Here is a 14,506-nt window from a genome sequence, read left to right on the forward strand (position 1 = left end):
TAGAAAGTAATGACCTGACTGAAAACAAGCGATGAATTCCTGGATTGGTCTTTCTAATATATCGATACTATTTTATCCGCTTTTCGACGAAAGGGGAGCTTATTATCTTAGTTTGGTTTTCACTTCAATGACTATACAAATCGTTTATCGAGACTGTCGGCTATTCTATCTGGATTCACAAATCTGACTTGCTGCGCCACTTGCGAGTTTATTGTAGAACGGGTAATCTCCTTGAGTTATTATTTAACAATTCCCCAGCTCGTCTAGACCGGTCGAGTGGTCTTCGAATCTTCACCGCATTACTAAATCGATCAGAGTGGTATAAATCCATGCAGGAATCAATGGATGCTCAAAGCCGAATCGTCATTACAGGAATTGGCTTGACGGCTCCGAATGGCAACAATTTAGGAGAATTTCGGCAAAGTCTGTTGGAAGGCCGTTCCGGTGTTGTTGATTACAACATTCGTTATATGGGAGATGTTCTGGCCGGTGTCTGCGATTTTGATGAATTAAAGTATCAAAAGCGAAAAGAAGTCCGTCGGGGAACACGCGCAGGATCAATTGCCATTTATTGTGCGAATGAGGCGGTGAATCAATCCAAACTCGATTGGGAAAATGTGCCTCGGGATCGTGTAGGCGTTTATCTGGGGATTACTGAACACGGAAATGTCGAGACGGAAAACGAAGTCTACGAAATATCTCAGTTTGATTATGATACTAAGGTCTGGTCTCATCATCATAATCCAAGAACGGTCGCCAATAATCCGGCAGGTGAGGTGACACTGAATTTAGGAATCACGGGGCCACATCTGACGTTGGGGGCCGCTTGTGCTGCGGGGAATGCAGGCTTTATTCAAGGCGTGCAGATGCTGCGCTTGAACGAAGTTGATCTGGCGTTATGCGGTGGCGTTTCCGAGAGCATTCACACATTCGGCATTTTTGCCAGCTTCCAGAGTCAGGGGGCACTTGCCACTCACGATGACCCAGTCAAAGCCTGCCGCCCTTTTGATGTGAACCGAAACGGGATTGTTGTTGCAGAAGGGGGAGCAGTGTGTACGTTAGAGCGTCTTCCCGATGCACTGGCTCGCGGTGCTACAATTTACGGGGAAATCGTAGGTTATGCCATGAATTCCGATGCCAGTGATTTTGTACTTCCTAATTCTTCTCGACAGGCAGAATGTATCCATCTGGCTCTCAATCGTGCTGGTTTGCAACCCTCTGATATTGATATCGTCAGCAGTCATGCCACGGCGACGACTCAGGGAGACATTGAGGAGGCCAAAGCACTGGCAAACGTATTTGCTGACTGCCCTGATCTTGCCATCAACAATACGAAAAGCTTTATCGGCCATGCGATGGGAGCCGCTGGTGCTCTGGAAATGTTGGGGAATCTTCCCGCATTTGATGATGGGATAGCCCACGCAACATTGAATCTGGACGAAGTTGATCCGGAATGTGAATTACCCCAACTTGTTCCCAATCAGCCACGTCAGATGGAGCGGGTCGAATGCATTCTGAACAACTCTTTTGGCATGCTGGGAATCAATTCGGTCCTGATTATCAAAAAGTATACTGACTGACTTGATCACGTGTCAGATCTCATTGAAAACACTGATCTTAGCTCGTTTTCTGTTCACAAAGTGATTTCCTGATCGAAAACTATAACGCTGTCTGAAAGATTTTCTGAAAATCTCGACTTTCTTCAGGGTTCAGTTGGTTTAAATCGCATAGATCGCGCTATAGTATTCCTCTATAAGGGGCGGGTTTTTATTTCCCGGCTTCTGACGGGGATTTTGTTTGTCTGGTATAAGAGACTACCCCTCACCGGTTTTTGCAGCGAACAACATTGGATGAGCTGATTGAAATCGATGTTACAGGATTTTTAGAAAGTTTGGAGTTTCTGCATGGCGCCGGAACAAATCAGATCGGTAATCTTGGATATCTTAGCGCGAATTGCTCCCGATGAGGATCTTTCGGAGCTTGATGATAGTGTTCCTTTTCGTGATCAAATGGAATTAGACAGTATGGATTTTCTGGATATCGTGATGGAGTTGCGTAAACTTTATCGTGTCCAGATTCCAGAAGAAGATTATGGTGAGTTGGTAACAATGGATAGCACTGTGACCTACCTGACTCCAATCCTGAAGGATGCGGAAAGCACCGTCTGATTCCAGTAAATTCCCTCCGCCATGAGTTATGATTCAATCATCATTGGTGCTGGCCTCTCCGGGTTGGCTGCTGGAATCCGGCTGGCCTATTATGGGAAGCAGGTGTGCATTCTTGAAAGGCACACCACGATTGGCGGGCTGAACTCGTTCTATCGCCTGAGAGGTCGAAATCACGATGTGGGTCTGCACGCCGTCACCAACTACTCCCCTCCTGGTGGAAAACGGGGACCACTCAATAAAATTCTCAGGCAACTTCGTTTTCAATGGGAAGATTTTGACTTAAGCCCGCAATGCGGTTCTTCGGTTGTCTTTCCAGGTCATACACTCCGCTTTAATAATCAATTCGATTATTTCGAAGCACAAATTGCCGAACAGTTTCCGCAGCAGATTGATGGCTTTCGTAATCTGGTTACGGAGATTGACACGCACAATATCGGTGATCTGGGACAAACCTGGATATCTGCCCGAGAACGCATGGTGGCTCACATTTCTGATCCACTCCTGATAAATATGCTGCTTTGCCCGCTCATGTTTTATGGGAGCCCTTCCGAACATGATATGGACTTCAACCAGTTCGTCATTATGTTTCGCAGTATTTACCAGGAAGGATTTGCCCGTCCTTATAAAGGGATTCGTCTGATTCTCAAAAACCTGGTCAAAAAATTTAAATCTTTGGGAGGCGAACTCAAACTACGGGCCGGTGTGAAGCAACTTCTGACGGATGGAAATCATATTTCAGGTGTGATGCTCGATGATGGTCAGGTTCTCGAAGCAAAAAATGTGCTTTCTTCAGCCGGTTCCGCGGAAACATTAGAAATGTGCGGCGCAGACGTGCCTCAAGATGATCGATTTACTCCCGGTGAAATTTCGTTTGTTGAAACGATTTCCGTTCTCGATCGGCAACCAGCCGAACTGGGACACGACGAAACGATCGTGTTCTATAATGACTCAGAAGACTTCTACTACGAGCAGTCAAAAGAACCGGTCGACATCCGCAGTGGCATCATCTGCTCTCCCAATAACTTTGAATACAATCAGCCATTGGAAGAGGGATCGATCCGGATCACAGCTCTGGCAAATCCCGATTATTGGATGAGTCTGCCTGAGGAAAAATACATCGCGGAGAAAGAACATTGGTATGATCAGATTCTGAAGTCATCCCTGAGGTTTATACCTGATTTCCGCCCTCACGTGACCGACGTCGATACCTTCACTCCGCGGACCATCAAAAAATTCACAGGCCATATTAATGGTTGTGTCTACGGGGCACCTCAGAAAATTCTGGACGGCACAACGCCGTTCAATAATTTATTCTTGTGTGGTACTGATCAGGGGTTTCTGGGAATTATTGGCTCCATGCTCTCCGGAATCAGCATTGCGAATCTCCATTTACTCAACCCAAAATGAACGTTTTGATGGTTGAGAAACATGCTGTACTCTTGAATCATCATCTGAGAAAAGAGACACATTTTTCCGCTACTACTTGTTGAATTGTCACACTTTTGTCACAGCATCCTGAATTGCTCCAGTTTAGTAGACAAAGTCTTGAAATTTCGATAAACAAGAGAAGCATTGTGATAGAGTACATGCAGGATATGTGAGGTCTCGCTATCCCTTCTTTTCTAATCTGCTGAACTGGATACGACGCTGAGTAATTATGCCCAAAGATTTTTTGAAAGACGCAAAAGACGAATATGATGTCATTGTCATCGGCAGTGGTTTGGCGGGAATGACGTCTGCCAACATTCTGGCTCGACAAGGATATTCCGTACTACTCTTGGAGCATCATTACCAACTCGGTGGGATGGCGACCTGGTTCAAACGCCAGAACGGTCATATTTTTGATATCTCCCTGCACGGTTTCCCCTATGGAATGCTCAAGAGTTGCCGTAAATATTGGACTCAAGAAATCGCTGATTCGATCGTTCCCTTGAGAGGGGTTCGGTTTGAAAACCCGCAGTTTTCTTTGGAGACTACTTTTACTCGCGAAGACTTTACGCGATTGCTAATCGAAAAATTCGGCATCGAATCGGAAACAGTCAAAAACTTTTTTGATACAGCCCGTAAGATGAACTTCTTTGATGACCAGGGCAAAACCACTCGCGAACTATTCGAGGAATTCTTCCCCGGTCGAGACGACGTTGTGCGGCTGCTGATGGAACCCATTTCCTACGCCAACGGATCGACACTGGAAGACCCCGCCATTACCTATGGAATTGTCTTTTCCAATTTCATGCAGAAAGGTGTTTACACCTTTCGTGGTGGGACTGATCGACTTGTTAAGCTGATTAAAGCCGAAATGGAACACAACGGTGTCGACGTGCGAATTCGGACTCAGGTCGAGAAAATCGAAGTTACGCCCGATCGCAGAGTGACCGGTGTTGTCGTTAACGGACGGCGTATTGGTTGTAAAGCCATCATGTCGAACTCCAATATCAAAGGTACGATTCTGAATCTCGTCGGAGAAGAACACTTCGATCAGGAATTCGTTGAGGAAGCCAAAGCCGTTCGGCTCAATAACAGCAGCACTCAGGTTTACATCGCTTTGAAACCGGGAGATGAACTTGATTTCTGCGGCGATCTTCTCTTCCATTCAGAACACAATGGTTTTGATATCAAAGCCATGCTCAGTAAAGATGTCAGCAGCCGGACATTCTCGTTCTATTATCCGGAGACACGGCCTGGAAGCGATCGTTCTCTTATCGTCTCTTCCACCAACGCCAATTTCCGAGATTGGGCCGACCTGCCTGAAGAGCAGTACGAAACCGATAAAACACATCTGATTGAAACCACTCTCGATTGCCTGGAACAATACGTGCCCAACATTCGGGATCGTGTGGATCATCTCGAAGCATCTACCCCGCGCACCTTCCAACGTTATACGCAGCATCTACAAGGTGCTTCCTTCGGCACCAAGTTCGAAGGGCTGAAAATCAGCAAAGAACTACCCGAGCAAATTGAAGGCTTGTATCACGCCGGGTCCGTTGGCATTATCATGTCGGGGTGGTTGGGAGCAGTCAATTACGGCGTGATCGTCAGCAATGATGTTGATAAATTTTTGACGCCTGCGGCCGCTCGTATCTGATTTGCTTTCAGTGCTAAACTAATTTCAAGAAAAAGAAACGGAACGATCTCGTGAATCTGGATGATATCAAAGCCTGCATTCCTCACCGCGAACCTTTTTTATGGTTGGATGAAATCGTCTCGCTGGAAGAAAACGGAATTCATGCCCGGAAATTAGTTTCTCCCGATTCTGATTTCTTTCAAGGTCATTATCCCGACAACCCGATTCTGCCCGGTGTTTTTCTTTGTGAAGCGGCCATGCAGGCATCTGCTGTGTTTATCGCAAAATTAGGTGTTGAAACCGGCGATAAAGTTCCCGTGGCAACCCGCTTGAACAATACCAAGTTTCGACGCATGGTGAAGCCAGGCGAAACGTTGGACATCCATGTGAACTTAAAGGAGCGTTTAGGGGCGGCCTACTTTTTTACAGGTAAGATTATGGTCGGCGGTGAGACCGCCGCCCGACTGGAGTTCGCTGTTACCGCGACCGATAAATAAATCGGATACGCGGTCACCCTTCAGGCAGACTACGGTTTTTTATTTTCAATCCGATACAAGTTGTTCTCCGTTCGTAGAATGATCGACTTACCGGCCACTGCCAGTGAAGCAATGCAGCCGTCATCCAATTTGTTCGCTGCCAGTTCTTCATACTTCTTCGCAGGTTTAATGACGCGTGTTAAGCCTGTCTTGTCGGCCATATAAATTTTACCATCGGCATAAATGGGTGAAGCCGAAAAGGCACTCCGTGCCATCCGTTCTTTCCAGATCAGTTTTCCGGTCTTCGCATCCAGACAAGAAGCGATTCCTTTGTCATCCACCATAAACAGCATCCCGTCGATTAAGAGCTGAGAAGGTTTTGAAGGGATTCCTTTTTGCTCGATCCATTTCACATGCGATTCGGTCACATCGCCTTTACCACTCGGACTGACAGCGTATAAATGCGCTTTACCAAACCCGGTACCGATGTAAATTTTTTCGCCATCATACAACGGACGATTCGCAGCCGAGTGTTGCGGGTAATAAAACTTCCAATACTCGTCTCCCGTGAGCGGGTTGTAAGAGAGTGTTGCTTTCGCCGCCGGACTGATTAACTGCACGCGCCCTTCATGCTCAATAACCCGAGGTGTCGCGAACGCTTTTTTGAAGTCGCCGTTCTTGGTTTTGTAATCGATGTCGCGATCTTTTTTCCAGACTTCCTTGCCCGTTTTCTTGTCGAGTGCAACGACATACTGATAGTCATAACCATCAAATTGCAAGATAAGCAGATTCTTGTAAATGATCGGAGACGATCCCGCACCCCGCCAGTGATTGCAGGGATAATCCCGACGCGACCAGAGAACATCTCCCGTTTGGGTATCCAGACACGCGGTTCCATAAGCACCGTAATGCACATAGATCCGACCCTCTTCAATCACTGGTGTGCTTGAAGCATGTGAATTGCTGGGGTCAATGTATTGTGGCTTCTCGACATCAAAGATTTTTTTGTCGTGCAGAATCTTACCGCTATTCAAGTCAACGCAGACAACGCCCAATTCTTTACCATCTTTGGTCGCTGTAGTGACCCAGACTTGATCTTTCCAGACGACAGGAGAGGACCAGGCGCGACCATGAATGGGTGTTTTCCAGACGATATTTTCTTTCTCACTCCACTTCACAGGTAGTCCAGTCGCCTTCGAAGTCCCATCTGCGTGAGGCCCGCGAAACTGATTCCAGTATGGTTCTTCGGCAGAGGCAACCATGGCTGTTGAAATCAAGGCGGCAACGCAGGTGAAAGCGGAAAACAGAGATCGTATTTTTATCGCAGCCATTGCTGATTCCTGAGTTGAAGAAAAATGAAGCAGGAAGGAAAACAGGAGTCGATCTGCGGTAACAATAAACGCAGAATCAAAGGGTAATAACTAAAGGAAGTTAATTAGCAAGGGGCGTTTCCCCTGCTATTCTGATTATAAGAGCCGTCACACTCGATGCAATTGAAAAGCGCCTTCAATCTGATTCTGAAGATTCTTTACGAACGAATTCGACGTCAATAATATCCTCTTCTTTTACGGAAGGGCTCGGCTGTGTAAAGTCCTGAAATCCTCCGCTGCCAGACTGAAAACTGGATTGAGCCTGAACCTGCATCATCGCCCGTTGTTTAACCCATTCACCCACTCTGACTTTCAGTAATTCTCGAAATGCGGGAATCAAAAGACTGAATCCCACCAGATCGGTCATGATACCAGGAGTGATTAAAAACGCACCCGCGATCAAAATCATCAACCCGTCCAGCAGCACTTCCGTTGGAGGTTGTCCTTGTACCATATTCTGTTGGATTTTTTTCCACGCCTGCGAACCCTGCTTCCGCGCCAGCCAGGCACCCAGGATTCCCGTCAAGACAACCAATCCAAACGTAACGGTAGGACTGGTCAGCGAACTGAACCACAACAGCAGCCAGAGTTCTGCCAAAGGAATGATCGTGAATAAAAGAAACAGCCGTAACAGCACAATCAACTACCAATCGTTTAAGATTACAAAAGACACTCATGGCTATTCTATACCAAACAGATGTTGCTGAACATCCCCACTCTTCTGATCCCAGAAAGGATTTCATTGAACGAATTCTCAAAAATTTCACAACCAGCCGCGCTCATCGTGATATCAGGGCAGGGGCTAATCTCAAACGGCCTTTCAGTTTGAAGTCATTTCAGGAGAAAGCTCCTTGCCATTTTCAGTACTTATTTTCAACTTGACACCGCCGCGCCTCTGACGAAATTACTCACTTTTGCGTCGCGCGCGCGAGTGAAAAATTTCTGGATGCTGAATTTAAATTCTCCTGCGGATGTTATCACTATAAAACCCACTCGTTTGAGAAAGATTTTTGTTGGCAAGCTAGAAACCGGTTTCCAATTTTCACTACTATTTGTACTCAATTTGACTCTGCCAGAGCATAATTCAGCGATCCACTGGTCACGAAAGTACCAACCCTCAGACAAAACTGCGCAAATATCAAACTTGACCCACCTGCGCCATTTGCAAAGATAGTCAGATCTCAACCAACAAATCTTTCCCCAACCAGAAAGCAGATCCAAATTACGAAAAAAGAAACACAACATCGCAGACTTCTTTTCCAAAAGCGTCAAATAAAACCCGTAGTGTGAAGAGAACAGACTCTGTCCCCACACAGGCGAAACAAAACTCACACGAAACGATTCTATCTGATATCGCTCGAAAACGCAGAGATGAATATCCAACAGTGGTGTTGTATGAGCAGGTAGCAAAATGGCATGGAAATCTGAATCAAAAAAAACATGGGGATGAGGTTATCGTCAGTAAACCGTAATTTACCGGACAACATCACAAAAAGGTACTGACCTCATCACCAAAAAGAAAGATCGTTACGGCAATCAAAGCCAGTCCGATTCCGAGCCACTTCGTCCACGCATTCAGCTTCTTCTCTTCGAATAGAACAAATAAAAAGCACATACCGGCTATACAAGCAACAAAAATTGCGTTCAAAAAGAATGCAAGGAGAGAACTACTGAAATAAACAAAGTACATCTCGCGGCTAATTGGGATTATTGGGAAGTAGGCAGGTAATACAATCTCATGTGGATGATCTGACCGCCAATGGTCGCAATAAAAACAGGCTGGCCAGCCAAAATACCTTTCGATTTCGCGACCAGGCTTGCGGTCATTTCGACCACCCCAACCAGGGTTCCATGAAAAGGCATTGATAACGATGAAGGCGATCACACCCCATTTGATAACGGATTTCATTTCTTGTCGAATGGATGAGGTCATCGTGATACCAATTGAGAAGTAGTCGTAATTGAGATCCAGACGAAATATGATACCGCACCAAGTGCCATTATATCGAAGAATAGGTTGATCAGGCAAATTCCGAAGGTGAATTGTCTGTCGAATATTCATTTACAGGATACTCTATTTTTAGAAAATAACTTGATGTCTTAACTACGACGAGATAATTTGAGTTTGTTAAGGATCCCTATTGAGAATTGAAAGCAAGTGATTATAGGTCTGATTCCATATCTTAGATCAAGTTAGGTAGCATTCGATAAGTCGAGAAAACGAAAGGTTCTGCAATGACTGAATTGGAGATCTGGATCGAGAAACAGAAGATTCACGAGCTATGTGCGCGTTACACGCTTACTATAGATCGCCACGACATCGAAGGTTGGACCGACTGTTTCACCGAAGACGCATCGTTCGGATTCGGTGACGTCGCCTTGCGCGGTCGAGACAAGATTGCAGCATATGGCCAAGTTCACAAAGAGCTAGGATCGCGGCATCTCAATACATCGTTGCTGTTCGAAATCGATTCAAGTGGGCAGCGCGCCACAGGACAATCGACTACCGTGGTCATCTTTGCGACGAGGCAGGGCTACAAACTCGCCTTTCTGGGGCGCTATGACGACGAGGTTCTCAAAGTCGACGGACGTTGGCTGTTCTCGCGCCGCTGGGTTGCCGCAGACCCGCTTCCGGAAGATCCTGAGTTGGATCTGCTTGGTACGGACCCAGAGTTGGCGCCCCTGTTTCAGCAATTGCTGGATGTGTTCCAGAGGCTGGGAGATCCCGCATAGCAGTAGGGTTAAAAGGAGGCAGACCCCGATGCGGACTGTTGATTTGATATCGAACTTACAGCTTGATAATGTGATTTTGAAGAAGTAGTGAAACTTCAACAGGTAATTGGGCATTCTTCGAAAACGATATTTTAAAAGCACGAGGTTTTTATGGCGATCACAATGAATGATCTCACGATTAGTCCTGAAGGTATTGATTTCGACTCTCTTCTGAGCGACTGGACATGGGCAATGCCTGAACCGCTGAGACCTGTCCTGCTCACGGCGATGGGTGATGTCTTTGCTCAAAGTGAATCAGGAGCCGTCTACTTCATCGACATGGTTGAAGGCCTCGTCATACCTATTGCCGACGATGGTCCTTCGTTTCAGGGATTACTTTCCGATACACAATTCGTGACCGACCACTTTTTTCCATCGCGCGTTGTGCAATTACGCAATGCGGGAAAAAATCTAGAATCACAAAAGGTCTACAGCCATAAACAACCGCTTGTACTTGGCGGGAACGATGATAGTGATAATGTTGAGGTAACGGATGTTGGGGTTCATGTCAGTATCCATGGACAAATCCACCAGCAGGTCAAAGATCTACCAGATGGAACACCCATCTCAGACATCAAGATCGAATGATGATTCCTGATTCATCCTTAAAGCGAAACCAGATTTCTTTTAATTTCAATAGAAAAGCCAAGAGTCAATACTGACAGAGATCATGAAAAGAAGAAAGAAATTGCGCCTTGACAGAACAGACTGAGCCACCGATGGATATGGTTTTCTCGTTTTACGAGGGAGTGAAACGTAAGGGACCAGGCAGTGAGGCATCTACTCTAAAAGCGTTTTCACTGCTACATGATCTGCCCGAACTTCCTCGAATTGTGGAGTTCGGATGCGGTGCGGGGGTCGCATCGATTCCATTGGCTCGAAGTCTCCCCTGTCACTTGTCAGCAGTGGACATTCACCAGCCATTTCTCGATAAATTGAATGCGGTAACCGCTCGTGAGGGACTGGCAGATCGGATCACGACCGTTAAAGCTGATATGACAAATCCACCTTTTGCAAACCACTCTTTTGATTTGATCTGGTCGGAAAGTGCAATCTACAATGTTGGATATGAGCATGGCTTGCGATTGTGGAAGCCTCTTTTGAAGCCAGCTGGGTATATCGCGGTAACAGAAGCCGTGTGGCTGACAACAGAACCACCACACAATGCGAAGGAGTTCTGGGATGCTGAATATCCCTTAATGACGACAGTGGATGAGAACCTGAAGAGAATGTGCGTTTCGGGATTTGATCCCGTTGATCACTTCGTCCTCCCATCAGCAGACTGGCAAAACTACTACGGCCCACTACAGGACCATGTAAATGATTTTCGGTCGAACCGTTTAACAGATGCAACAGCTCAATTATTCGCCGACAGCCTGCAGAGAGAAATCGATGTATGGAAGGATTGCAGAGACAGCTTCGGATATTGCTTTTTTATTGGCAAAGCGAGTGAAATCTCCAGAACCTGATTTTGATCTATATCTAATGTGAATAAAAGCAATCGGTTGTCTCTTGAAGGGCACGTTTCCGCTCCATATCATTTGCGGGATAGATGACAGAGTTGAATTCTCTGAATTGTGAAATTATTAATTAATTTTCAAGCTTAGCCTTGCCTGTTGATCAGGCTCTATGGATCGAATATGGACTATAAGACAATTGAAAATGTAATCCGAACTCGCAAGACTGAGAAAGTGCTGTGTGACGTCGAGGAATTTAAGCCCGTTCCTGCAGACATTGCTGAACGCAATCGGGAAATCGTGCTTCAGGCGATTAAGACCGCTGGTTGGGCGCCGTTTCATTATCCGCGGAAAGTGGAGGAGATTGCAGAACCGTGGCGTGCTCATATTTTATGGCACGAGGATGTCAAAAAAGCGGCGAACTACCTCCGCGATGAGTTAAACGTCACTACCAAAGAACCCAGACTCACTGCCGCATGCAGCGCGTTAGTACTCGTGACATGGTTGCCAGAGTTCTATGACCTCGAATCACAAAATGCTTCGAAACTCGCTCGGGAAGATCAGCTTGCACGTGATGAAGAGCATCTGGCTGCTGCTTCCGCCATGGTTCAGAACCTGTTGCTGATTCTCACCGCTCATGGCATGGGAACCTACTGGTCGAGTGGTGGGAAATATCGAAAATCAGAGATGTTTCGTTATTTGGGCATTCCGAATGAGGAACGTCTGCTGGCGGCAGTTTTTATCGAATACCCGGAAATGAGAGATGATTCACGGGAACGCAAAGCGGGGAGCCAGCGAAATCATCGGTGTGAAGAGTGGATTCGCGAAGTGACCATTTAAAATGAACAAATAAAGGGCAGTAAATATCGATAGCGGATTGCTTAGAAATCGGTTTCGAACACAAACAGCACAACAGGCAATGTTTTTTTCAGATCAGTCCCTTATCCGCCAACCAGGTCTTCTGGTTGTGACACCGAATTTTCTTTCAGACCGATGAAGATTTTTAATGCATATTTTGCCAGGTTTTGCATTTCGCTGATTGTGCTCACGTCCTGGAGTGATTTCATACACTTTTTCAGTTTATAAAAGTCGAATTCCTCTGTCTCATCCAGATTATAAAATCCCATCTTCCAACCCTCAAAGTAGCGGCGCTGGATCGAGTGGGAAATGATTCGGTTGACACGACAATGCCGTTTGTCAACCTGGATTCTGGCAAATACTGATTCGACGTCATTATATTCACCTTCCAGGACCTGAAAAAAATGGCCGCGATCATAAACCAAAATCCCAGAAATATCCTGGTTTGTATTGTTCTGATGTGCAACACTTAAGATTTTATTTAATCCGGCTCTTGTCATAGGAGCCCTACTTTTACTGACATAGATCAGTTGATAGAGTTTCATAAAGATTTAACCGGTAAAACGAAGATCACTAATGAAAGCACGCATTTTCTGAATATTTAATAATCTTTATCGGTTTAATGGGGAGGTAAATATATCAAAAAACTCTTTAGTCATCTTCTTTTCAGTAATTTGATTAAAGACTTTTCTATGGCCAGCTAATTTCGGTCAGGCTTAAATGTGTTTGGTTGACTCTAAATTCGGTTATCTTGAATGTTAGCCGTCTACAGGGGGTAAAATGAAAGCCAAAATATCGACGGTGATTAAAACGAGCGAAAATCAAATGTGGGACGAACTCCAAAAAACTTCCTCTTTGATGTATGTTGCTTCGCCAATATTGAAATTTAAACCGGAGCAAGGGCATCCTGTTCCGGAAAAGTGGGATCTGGGAACCGAGTACAAACTCCAAGTATCCTTTTTTGGCATCTTGCCTCTTGGAAGTCATATTATAAATTTGGTCGAATTGAACAAGGAAGAAAATCGGATCGTTTCTCATGAACATGGTAGCTTAACAAGCACATGGAATCACATTATCAAATTTAATGCGATGAATGATGAAACGATTGAATATACAGACGAAGTCGAAATCCATGCCGGAATAGGGACATTATTTGTTTGGTTGTTTGCTCATATTTTCTACAGGCATCGACAAAACAAATGGAAAAAACTGCTTCATAATTAACCGTTTTATGCACATAGATGAATTAAATTAAGTGATCAGGTCCTTTCAGCTCACTTCAGAAGAGATTCGATGGTGTTTTATTCTGGAGTACTTTCTGCTTCTGCTTCTCTCGGGACAATTGTTTCTGCTTCGCCACCAAAATTAAAGAGTTCGTCGTTTGACTGATTTTCAAAATCGTCCAATTGATGACCTATGGAACGAAATGTCTGGCTGTTTCCCGTCAGTTTTGGGGCTCCATTCGTAAAATCAAAGCTCATGCCCTTCCAAAGTGCAACAACAACAATCACGGTACCGAACAAAGAGAAAAAAGTCCCGGGGGCTGCCTGTTTCAGTAAGAGTCGATTTTTGCCCCAGGCTGCAGAGAGGTCTCCTGCTTTATCGAAGACTCCGTGATCAAATAACTTATATCCCATATAAGCAAAACCGAGACCAACCAATAACGACACAATTCGATACAGGCTCAGCATGATGACCATCATAATAATTTCTGAGTTCATGTTATTGCTCCTGGGATGTGTGCTTCTTCAAGAACTTTCAGGACTAAGATGATTTTGTCTATAAATGTAATTTTGAATCACAATCGAAAAATAGCAACAACATTAATGTTATTCAGCGGGATATTTGCCAAAAACAGTGTCGCAGTACTCTGTTCTCACTTCTCAGGAGTCTCATAGAAAGAATATGGTGTTAGGCTTTTATGAGCGCATCAAAAAAGACGGAGCAGCGATACCCCGTCTTTCCTTTACAGAAATCTAGGTCTTATTCAAAATGCTGCGGGGTCATCAGAAGCGGCGTCAATGAGTTCTCTGCCGTTGATAATTTGGTAGTTCCCTTTTTCGATACAGTTGACCCGTCTGCCGTAGTGATCTACTAAAAATTGAACTTTGTCGTCAATTTCGATAAATCCTTTTTCAAGATCAAACTCATGCCGAACTCTCTTGTAACTAGATATTAAGACGGTTTCACCTGAATCGGTGGTCGCATTAATTTGTCCAGTTTTCTTTAAAATCATTCTCAACTTCCTTTAATGATTTGTACTTTCAATAGAATTACTTGTTAATACTTATCGAGTTTCTACACTCTCTTAACTAATAGCTTTTTCTTAGTACAAACACTC

The 14,506-nt window shown here is 45.0% G+C and carries 17 protein-coding genes; 11 read left to right on the forward strand and 6 right to left on the reverse strand.

Going from position 1 to position 14,506, the window contains the following annotated elements:
* Nucleotides 1-329 precede the first annotated feature (329 nt).
* The 5 genes from V144x_RS10845 (at nt 330) to V144x_RS10865 (ending at nt 5,729) form a co-directional block, all read left to right on the forward strand.
* Nucleotides 330-1,580, forward strand: coding sequence for a beta-ketoacyl-[acyl-carrier-protein] synthase family protein (locus V144x_RS10845; RefSeq protein WP_144985183.1), 1,251 nt, complete (start codon nt 330-332; stop codon nt 1,578-1,580).
* Nucleotides 1,581-1,904: 324 nt separating this feature from the next.
* Nucleotides 1,905-2,168, forward strand: a complete 264-nt coding sequence (locus tag V144x_RS10850) for an acyl carrier protein (RefSeq protein ID WP_144985184.1) — start codon at nt 1,905-1,907, stop codon at nt 2,166-2,168.
* Between the two features lie 21 nt (nt 2,169-2,189).
* Nucleotides 2,190-3,575, forward strand: a complete 1,386-nt coding sequence (locus V144x_RS10855) for a phytoene desaturase family protein (protein ID WP_144985185.1) — start codon at nt 2,190-2,192, stop codon at nt 3,573-3,575.
* Nucleotides 3,576-3,825: 250 nt separating this feature from the next.
* Nucleotides 3,826-5,253: a phytoene desaturase family protein gene (locus V144x_RS10860; protein WP_144985186.1), complete on the forward strand. Its 1,428-nt coding sequence runs from the start codon at nt 3,826-3,828 to the stop codon at nt 5,251-5,253.
* 50 nt (nt 5,254-5,303) lie between these two features.
* On the forward strand, nt 5,304-5,729 hold the full coding sequence (locus V144x_RS10865; RefSeq protein WP_144985187.1) for a 3-hydroxyacyl-ACP dehydratase FabZ family protein: 426 nt from the start codon (nt 5,304-5,306) through the stop codon (nt 5,727-5,729).
* Nucleotides 5,730-5,758: 29 nt separating this feature from the next.
* Here V144x_RS10865 and V144x_RS10870 read toward each other — a convergent pair whose 3' ends face one another.
* Together V144x_RS10870 and V144x_RS10875 are read right to left on the reverse strand one after the other, a co-directional pair.
* Nucleotides 5,759-7,039 carry an outer membrane protein assembly factor BamB family protein gene (locus V144x_RS10870; RefSeq protein WP_144985188.1) on the reverse strand — a complete coding sequence of 427 codons (1,281 nt, stop codon included), beginning with the start codon at nt 7,037-7,039 and terminating at the stop codon, nt 5,759-5,761.
* Between the two features lie 175 nt (nt 7,040-7,214).
* Nucleotides 7,215-7,715 carry an FxsA family protein gene (locus V144x_RS10875; protein ID WP_197998863.1) on the reverse strand — a complete coding sequence of 167 codons (501 nt, stop codon included), beginning with the start codon at nt 7,713-7,715 and terminating at the stop codon, nt 7,215-7,217.
* A gap of 649 nt (nt 7,716-8,364) precedes the next feature.
* On the opposite strand from V144x_RS10875, the gene V144x_RS10880 reads away from it, so the two are divergent.
* Nucleotides 8,365-8,550: a hypothetical protein gene (locus V144x_RS10880; protein ID WP_144985190.1), complete on the forward strand. Its 186-nt coding sequence runs from the start codon at nt 8,365-8,367 to the stop codon at nt 8,548-8,550.
* A 14-nt stretch (nt 8,551-8,564) separates the two neighbouring features.
* Here the strand turns inward: V144x_RS10880 and V144x_RS10885 are convergent, their stop codons facing one another.
* Nucleotides 8,565-9,140, reverse strand: coding sequence for a hypothetical protein (locus V144x_RS10885; protein ID WP_144985191.1), 576 nt, complete (start codon nt 9,138-9,140; stop codon nt 8,565-8,567).
* A 173-nt stretch (nt 9,141-9,313) separates the two neighbouring features.
* Between V144x_RS10885 and V144x_RS10890 the strand changes: the two genes are divergently transcribed.
* From V144x_RS10890 to V144x_RS10905, 4 genes are all read left to right on the forward strand, one after another.
* On the forward strand, nt 9,314-9,811 hold the full coding sequence (locus tag V144x_RS10890; RefSeq protein WP_144985192.1) for a nuclear transport factor 2 family protein: 498 nt from the start codon (nt 9,314-9,316) through the stop codon (nt 9,809-9,811).
* A 150-nt stretch (nt 9,812-9,961) separates the two neighbouring features.
* Nucleotides 9,962-10,438, forward strand: a complete 477-nt coding sequence (locus V144x_RS10895; protein WP_144985193.1) for a T6SS immunity protein Tdi1 domain-containing protein — start codon at nt 9,962-9,964, stop codon at nt 10,436-10,438.
* A gap of 107 nt (nt 10,439-10,545) precedes the next feature.
* The gene (locus V144x_RS10900; protein ID WP_144985194.1) at nt 10,546-11,319 is read left to right on the forward strand and encodes a class I SAM-dependent methyltransferase; all 774 of its coding nucleotides are present in this window, start codon (nt 10,546-10,548) and stop codon (nt 11,317-11,319) included.
* A gap of 171 nt (nt 11,320-11,490) precedes the next feature.
* Entirely contained in the window at nt 11,491-12,147 is a 657-nt protein-coding gene (locus V144x_RS10905) for a nitroreductase family protein (protein WP_144985195.1), read from the forward strand.
* 101 nt (nt 12,148-12,248) lie between these two features.
* On the opposite strand, the gene V144x_RS10910 is transcribed toward V144x_RS10905, so the two are convergent.
* Nucleotides 12,249-12,710, reverse strand: a complete 462-nt coding sequence (locus V144x_RS10910) for a BLUF domain-containing protein (RefSeq protein WP_144985196.1) — start codon at nt 12,708-12,710, stop codon at nt 12,249-12,251.
* Nucleotides 12,711-12,945: 235 nt separating this feature from the next.
* Here V144x_RS10910 and V144x_RS10915 point away from each other — a divergent pair, with 235 nt between their 5' ends.
* Nucleotides 12,946-13,389 carry a hypothetical protein gene (locus V144x_RS10915; RefSeq protein ID WP_144985197.1) on the forward strand — a complete coding sequence of 148 codons (444 nt, stop codon included), beginning with the start codon at nt 12,946-12,948 and terminating at the stop codon, nt 13,387-13,389.
* 77 nt (nt 13,390-13,466) lie between these two features.
* On the opposite strand, the gene V144x_RS10920 is transcribed toward V144x_RS10915, so the two are convergent.
* Together V144x_RS10920 and V144x_RS10925 are read right to left on the reverse strand one after the other, a co-directional pair.
* Nucleotides 13,467-13,886 carry a hypothetical protein gene (locus V144x_RS10920; RefSeq protein WP_144985198.1) on the reverse strand — a complete coding sequence of 140 codons (420 nt, stop codon included), beginning with the start codon at nt 13,884-13,886 and terminating at the stop codon, nt 13,467-13,469.
* A 266-nt stretch (nt 13,887-14,152) separates the two neighbouring features.
* A complete protein-coding gene (locus V144x_RS10925; protein ID WP_144985199.1) occupies nt 14,153-14,401 on the reverse strand; it encodes a hypothetical protein in 249 nt (82 codons plus the stop codon).
* Between the last annotated feature and the right edge of the window lie 105 nt (nt 14,402-14,506).

Source organism: Gimesia aquarii (genome assembly GCF_007748195.1).
Classification (GTDB): Bacteria; Planctomycetota; Planctomycetia; order Planctomycetales; family Planctomycetaceae; genus Gimesia; species Gimesia aquarii.

Bases quoted from the DNA above. Each gene is read 5' to 3' on its own strand.
- V144x_RS10845 (WP_144985183.1), top strand. From the start codon at position 330: ATGCAGGAATCAATGGATGCTCAAAGCCGAATCGTCATTACAGGAATT.
- V144x_RS10850 (WP_144985184.1), top strand. From the start codon at position 1,905: ATGGCGCCGGAACAAATCAGATCGGTAATCTTGGATATCTTAGCGCGA.
- V144x_RS10855 (WP_144985185.1), top strand. From the start codon at position 2,190: ATGAGTTATGATTCAATCATCATTGGTGCTGGCCTCTCCGGGTTGGCT.
- V144x_RS10860 (WP_144985186.1), top strand. From the start codon at position 3,826: ATGCCCAAAGATTTTTTGAAAGACGCAAAAGACGAATATGATGTCATT.
- V144x_RS10870 (WP_144985188.1), bottom strand. From the start codon at position 7,039: ATGGCTGCGATAAAAATACGATCTCTGTTTTCCGCTTTCACCTGCGTT.
- V144x_RS10885 (WP_144985191.1), bottom strand. From the start codon at position 9,140: ATGAATATTCGACAGACAATTCACCTTCGGAATTTGCCTGATCAACCT.
- V144x_RS10890 (WP_144985192.1), top strand. From the start codon at position 9,314: ATGACTGAATTGGAGATCTGGATCGAGAAACAGAAGATTCACGAGCTA.
- V144x_RS10895 (WP_144985193.1), top strand. From the start codon at position 9,962: ATGGCGATCACAATGAATGATCTCACGATTAGTCCTGAAGGTATTGAT.
- V144x_RS10905 (WP_144985195.1), top strand. From the start codon at position 11,491: ATGGACTATAAGACAATTGAAAATGTAATCCGAACTCGCAAGACTGAG.
- V144x_RS10910 (WP_144985196.1), bottom strand. From the start codon at position 12,710: ATGAAACTCTATCAACTGATCTATGTCAGTAAAAGTAGGGCTCCTATG.
- V144x_RS10915 (WP_144985197.1), top strand. From the start codon at position 12,946: ATGAAAGCCAAAATATCGACGGTGATTAAAACGAGCGAAAATCAAATG.
- V144x_RS10920 (WP_144985198.1), bottom strand. From the start codon at position 13,886: ATGAACTCAGAAATTATTATGATGGTCATCATGCTGAGCCTGTATCGA.
- V144x_RS10925 (WP_144985199.1), bottom strand. From the start codon at position 14,401: ATGATTTTAAAGAAAACTGGACAAATTAATGCGACCACCGATTCAGGT.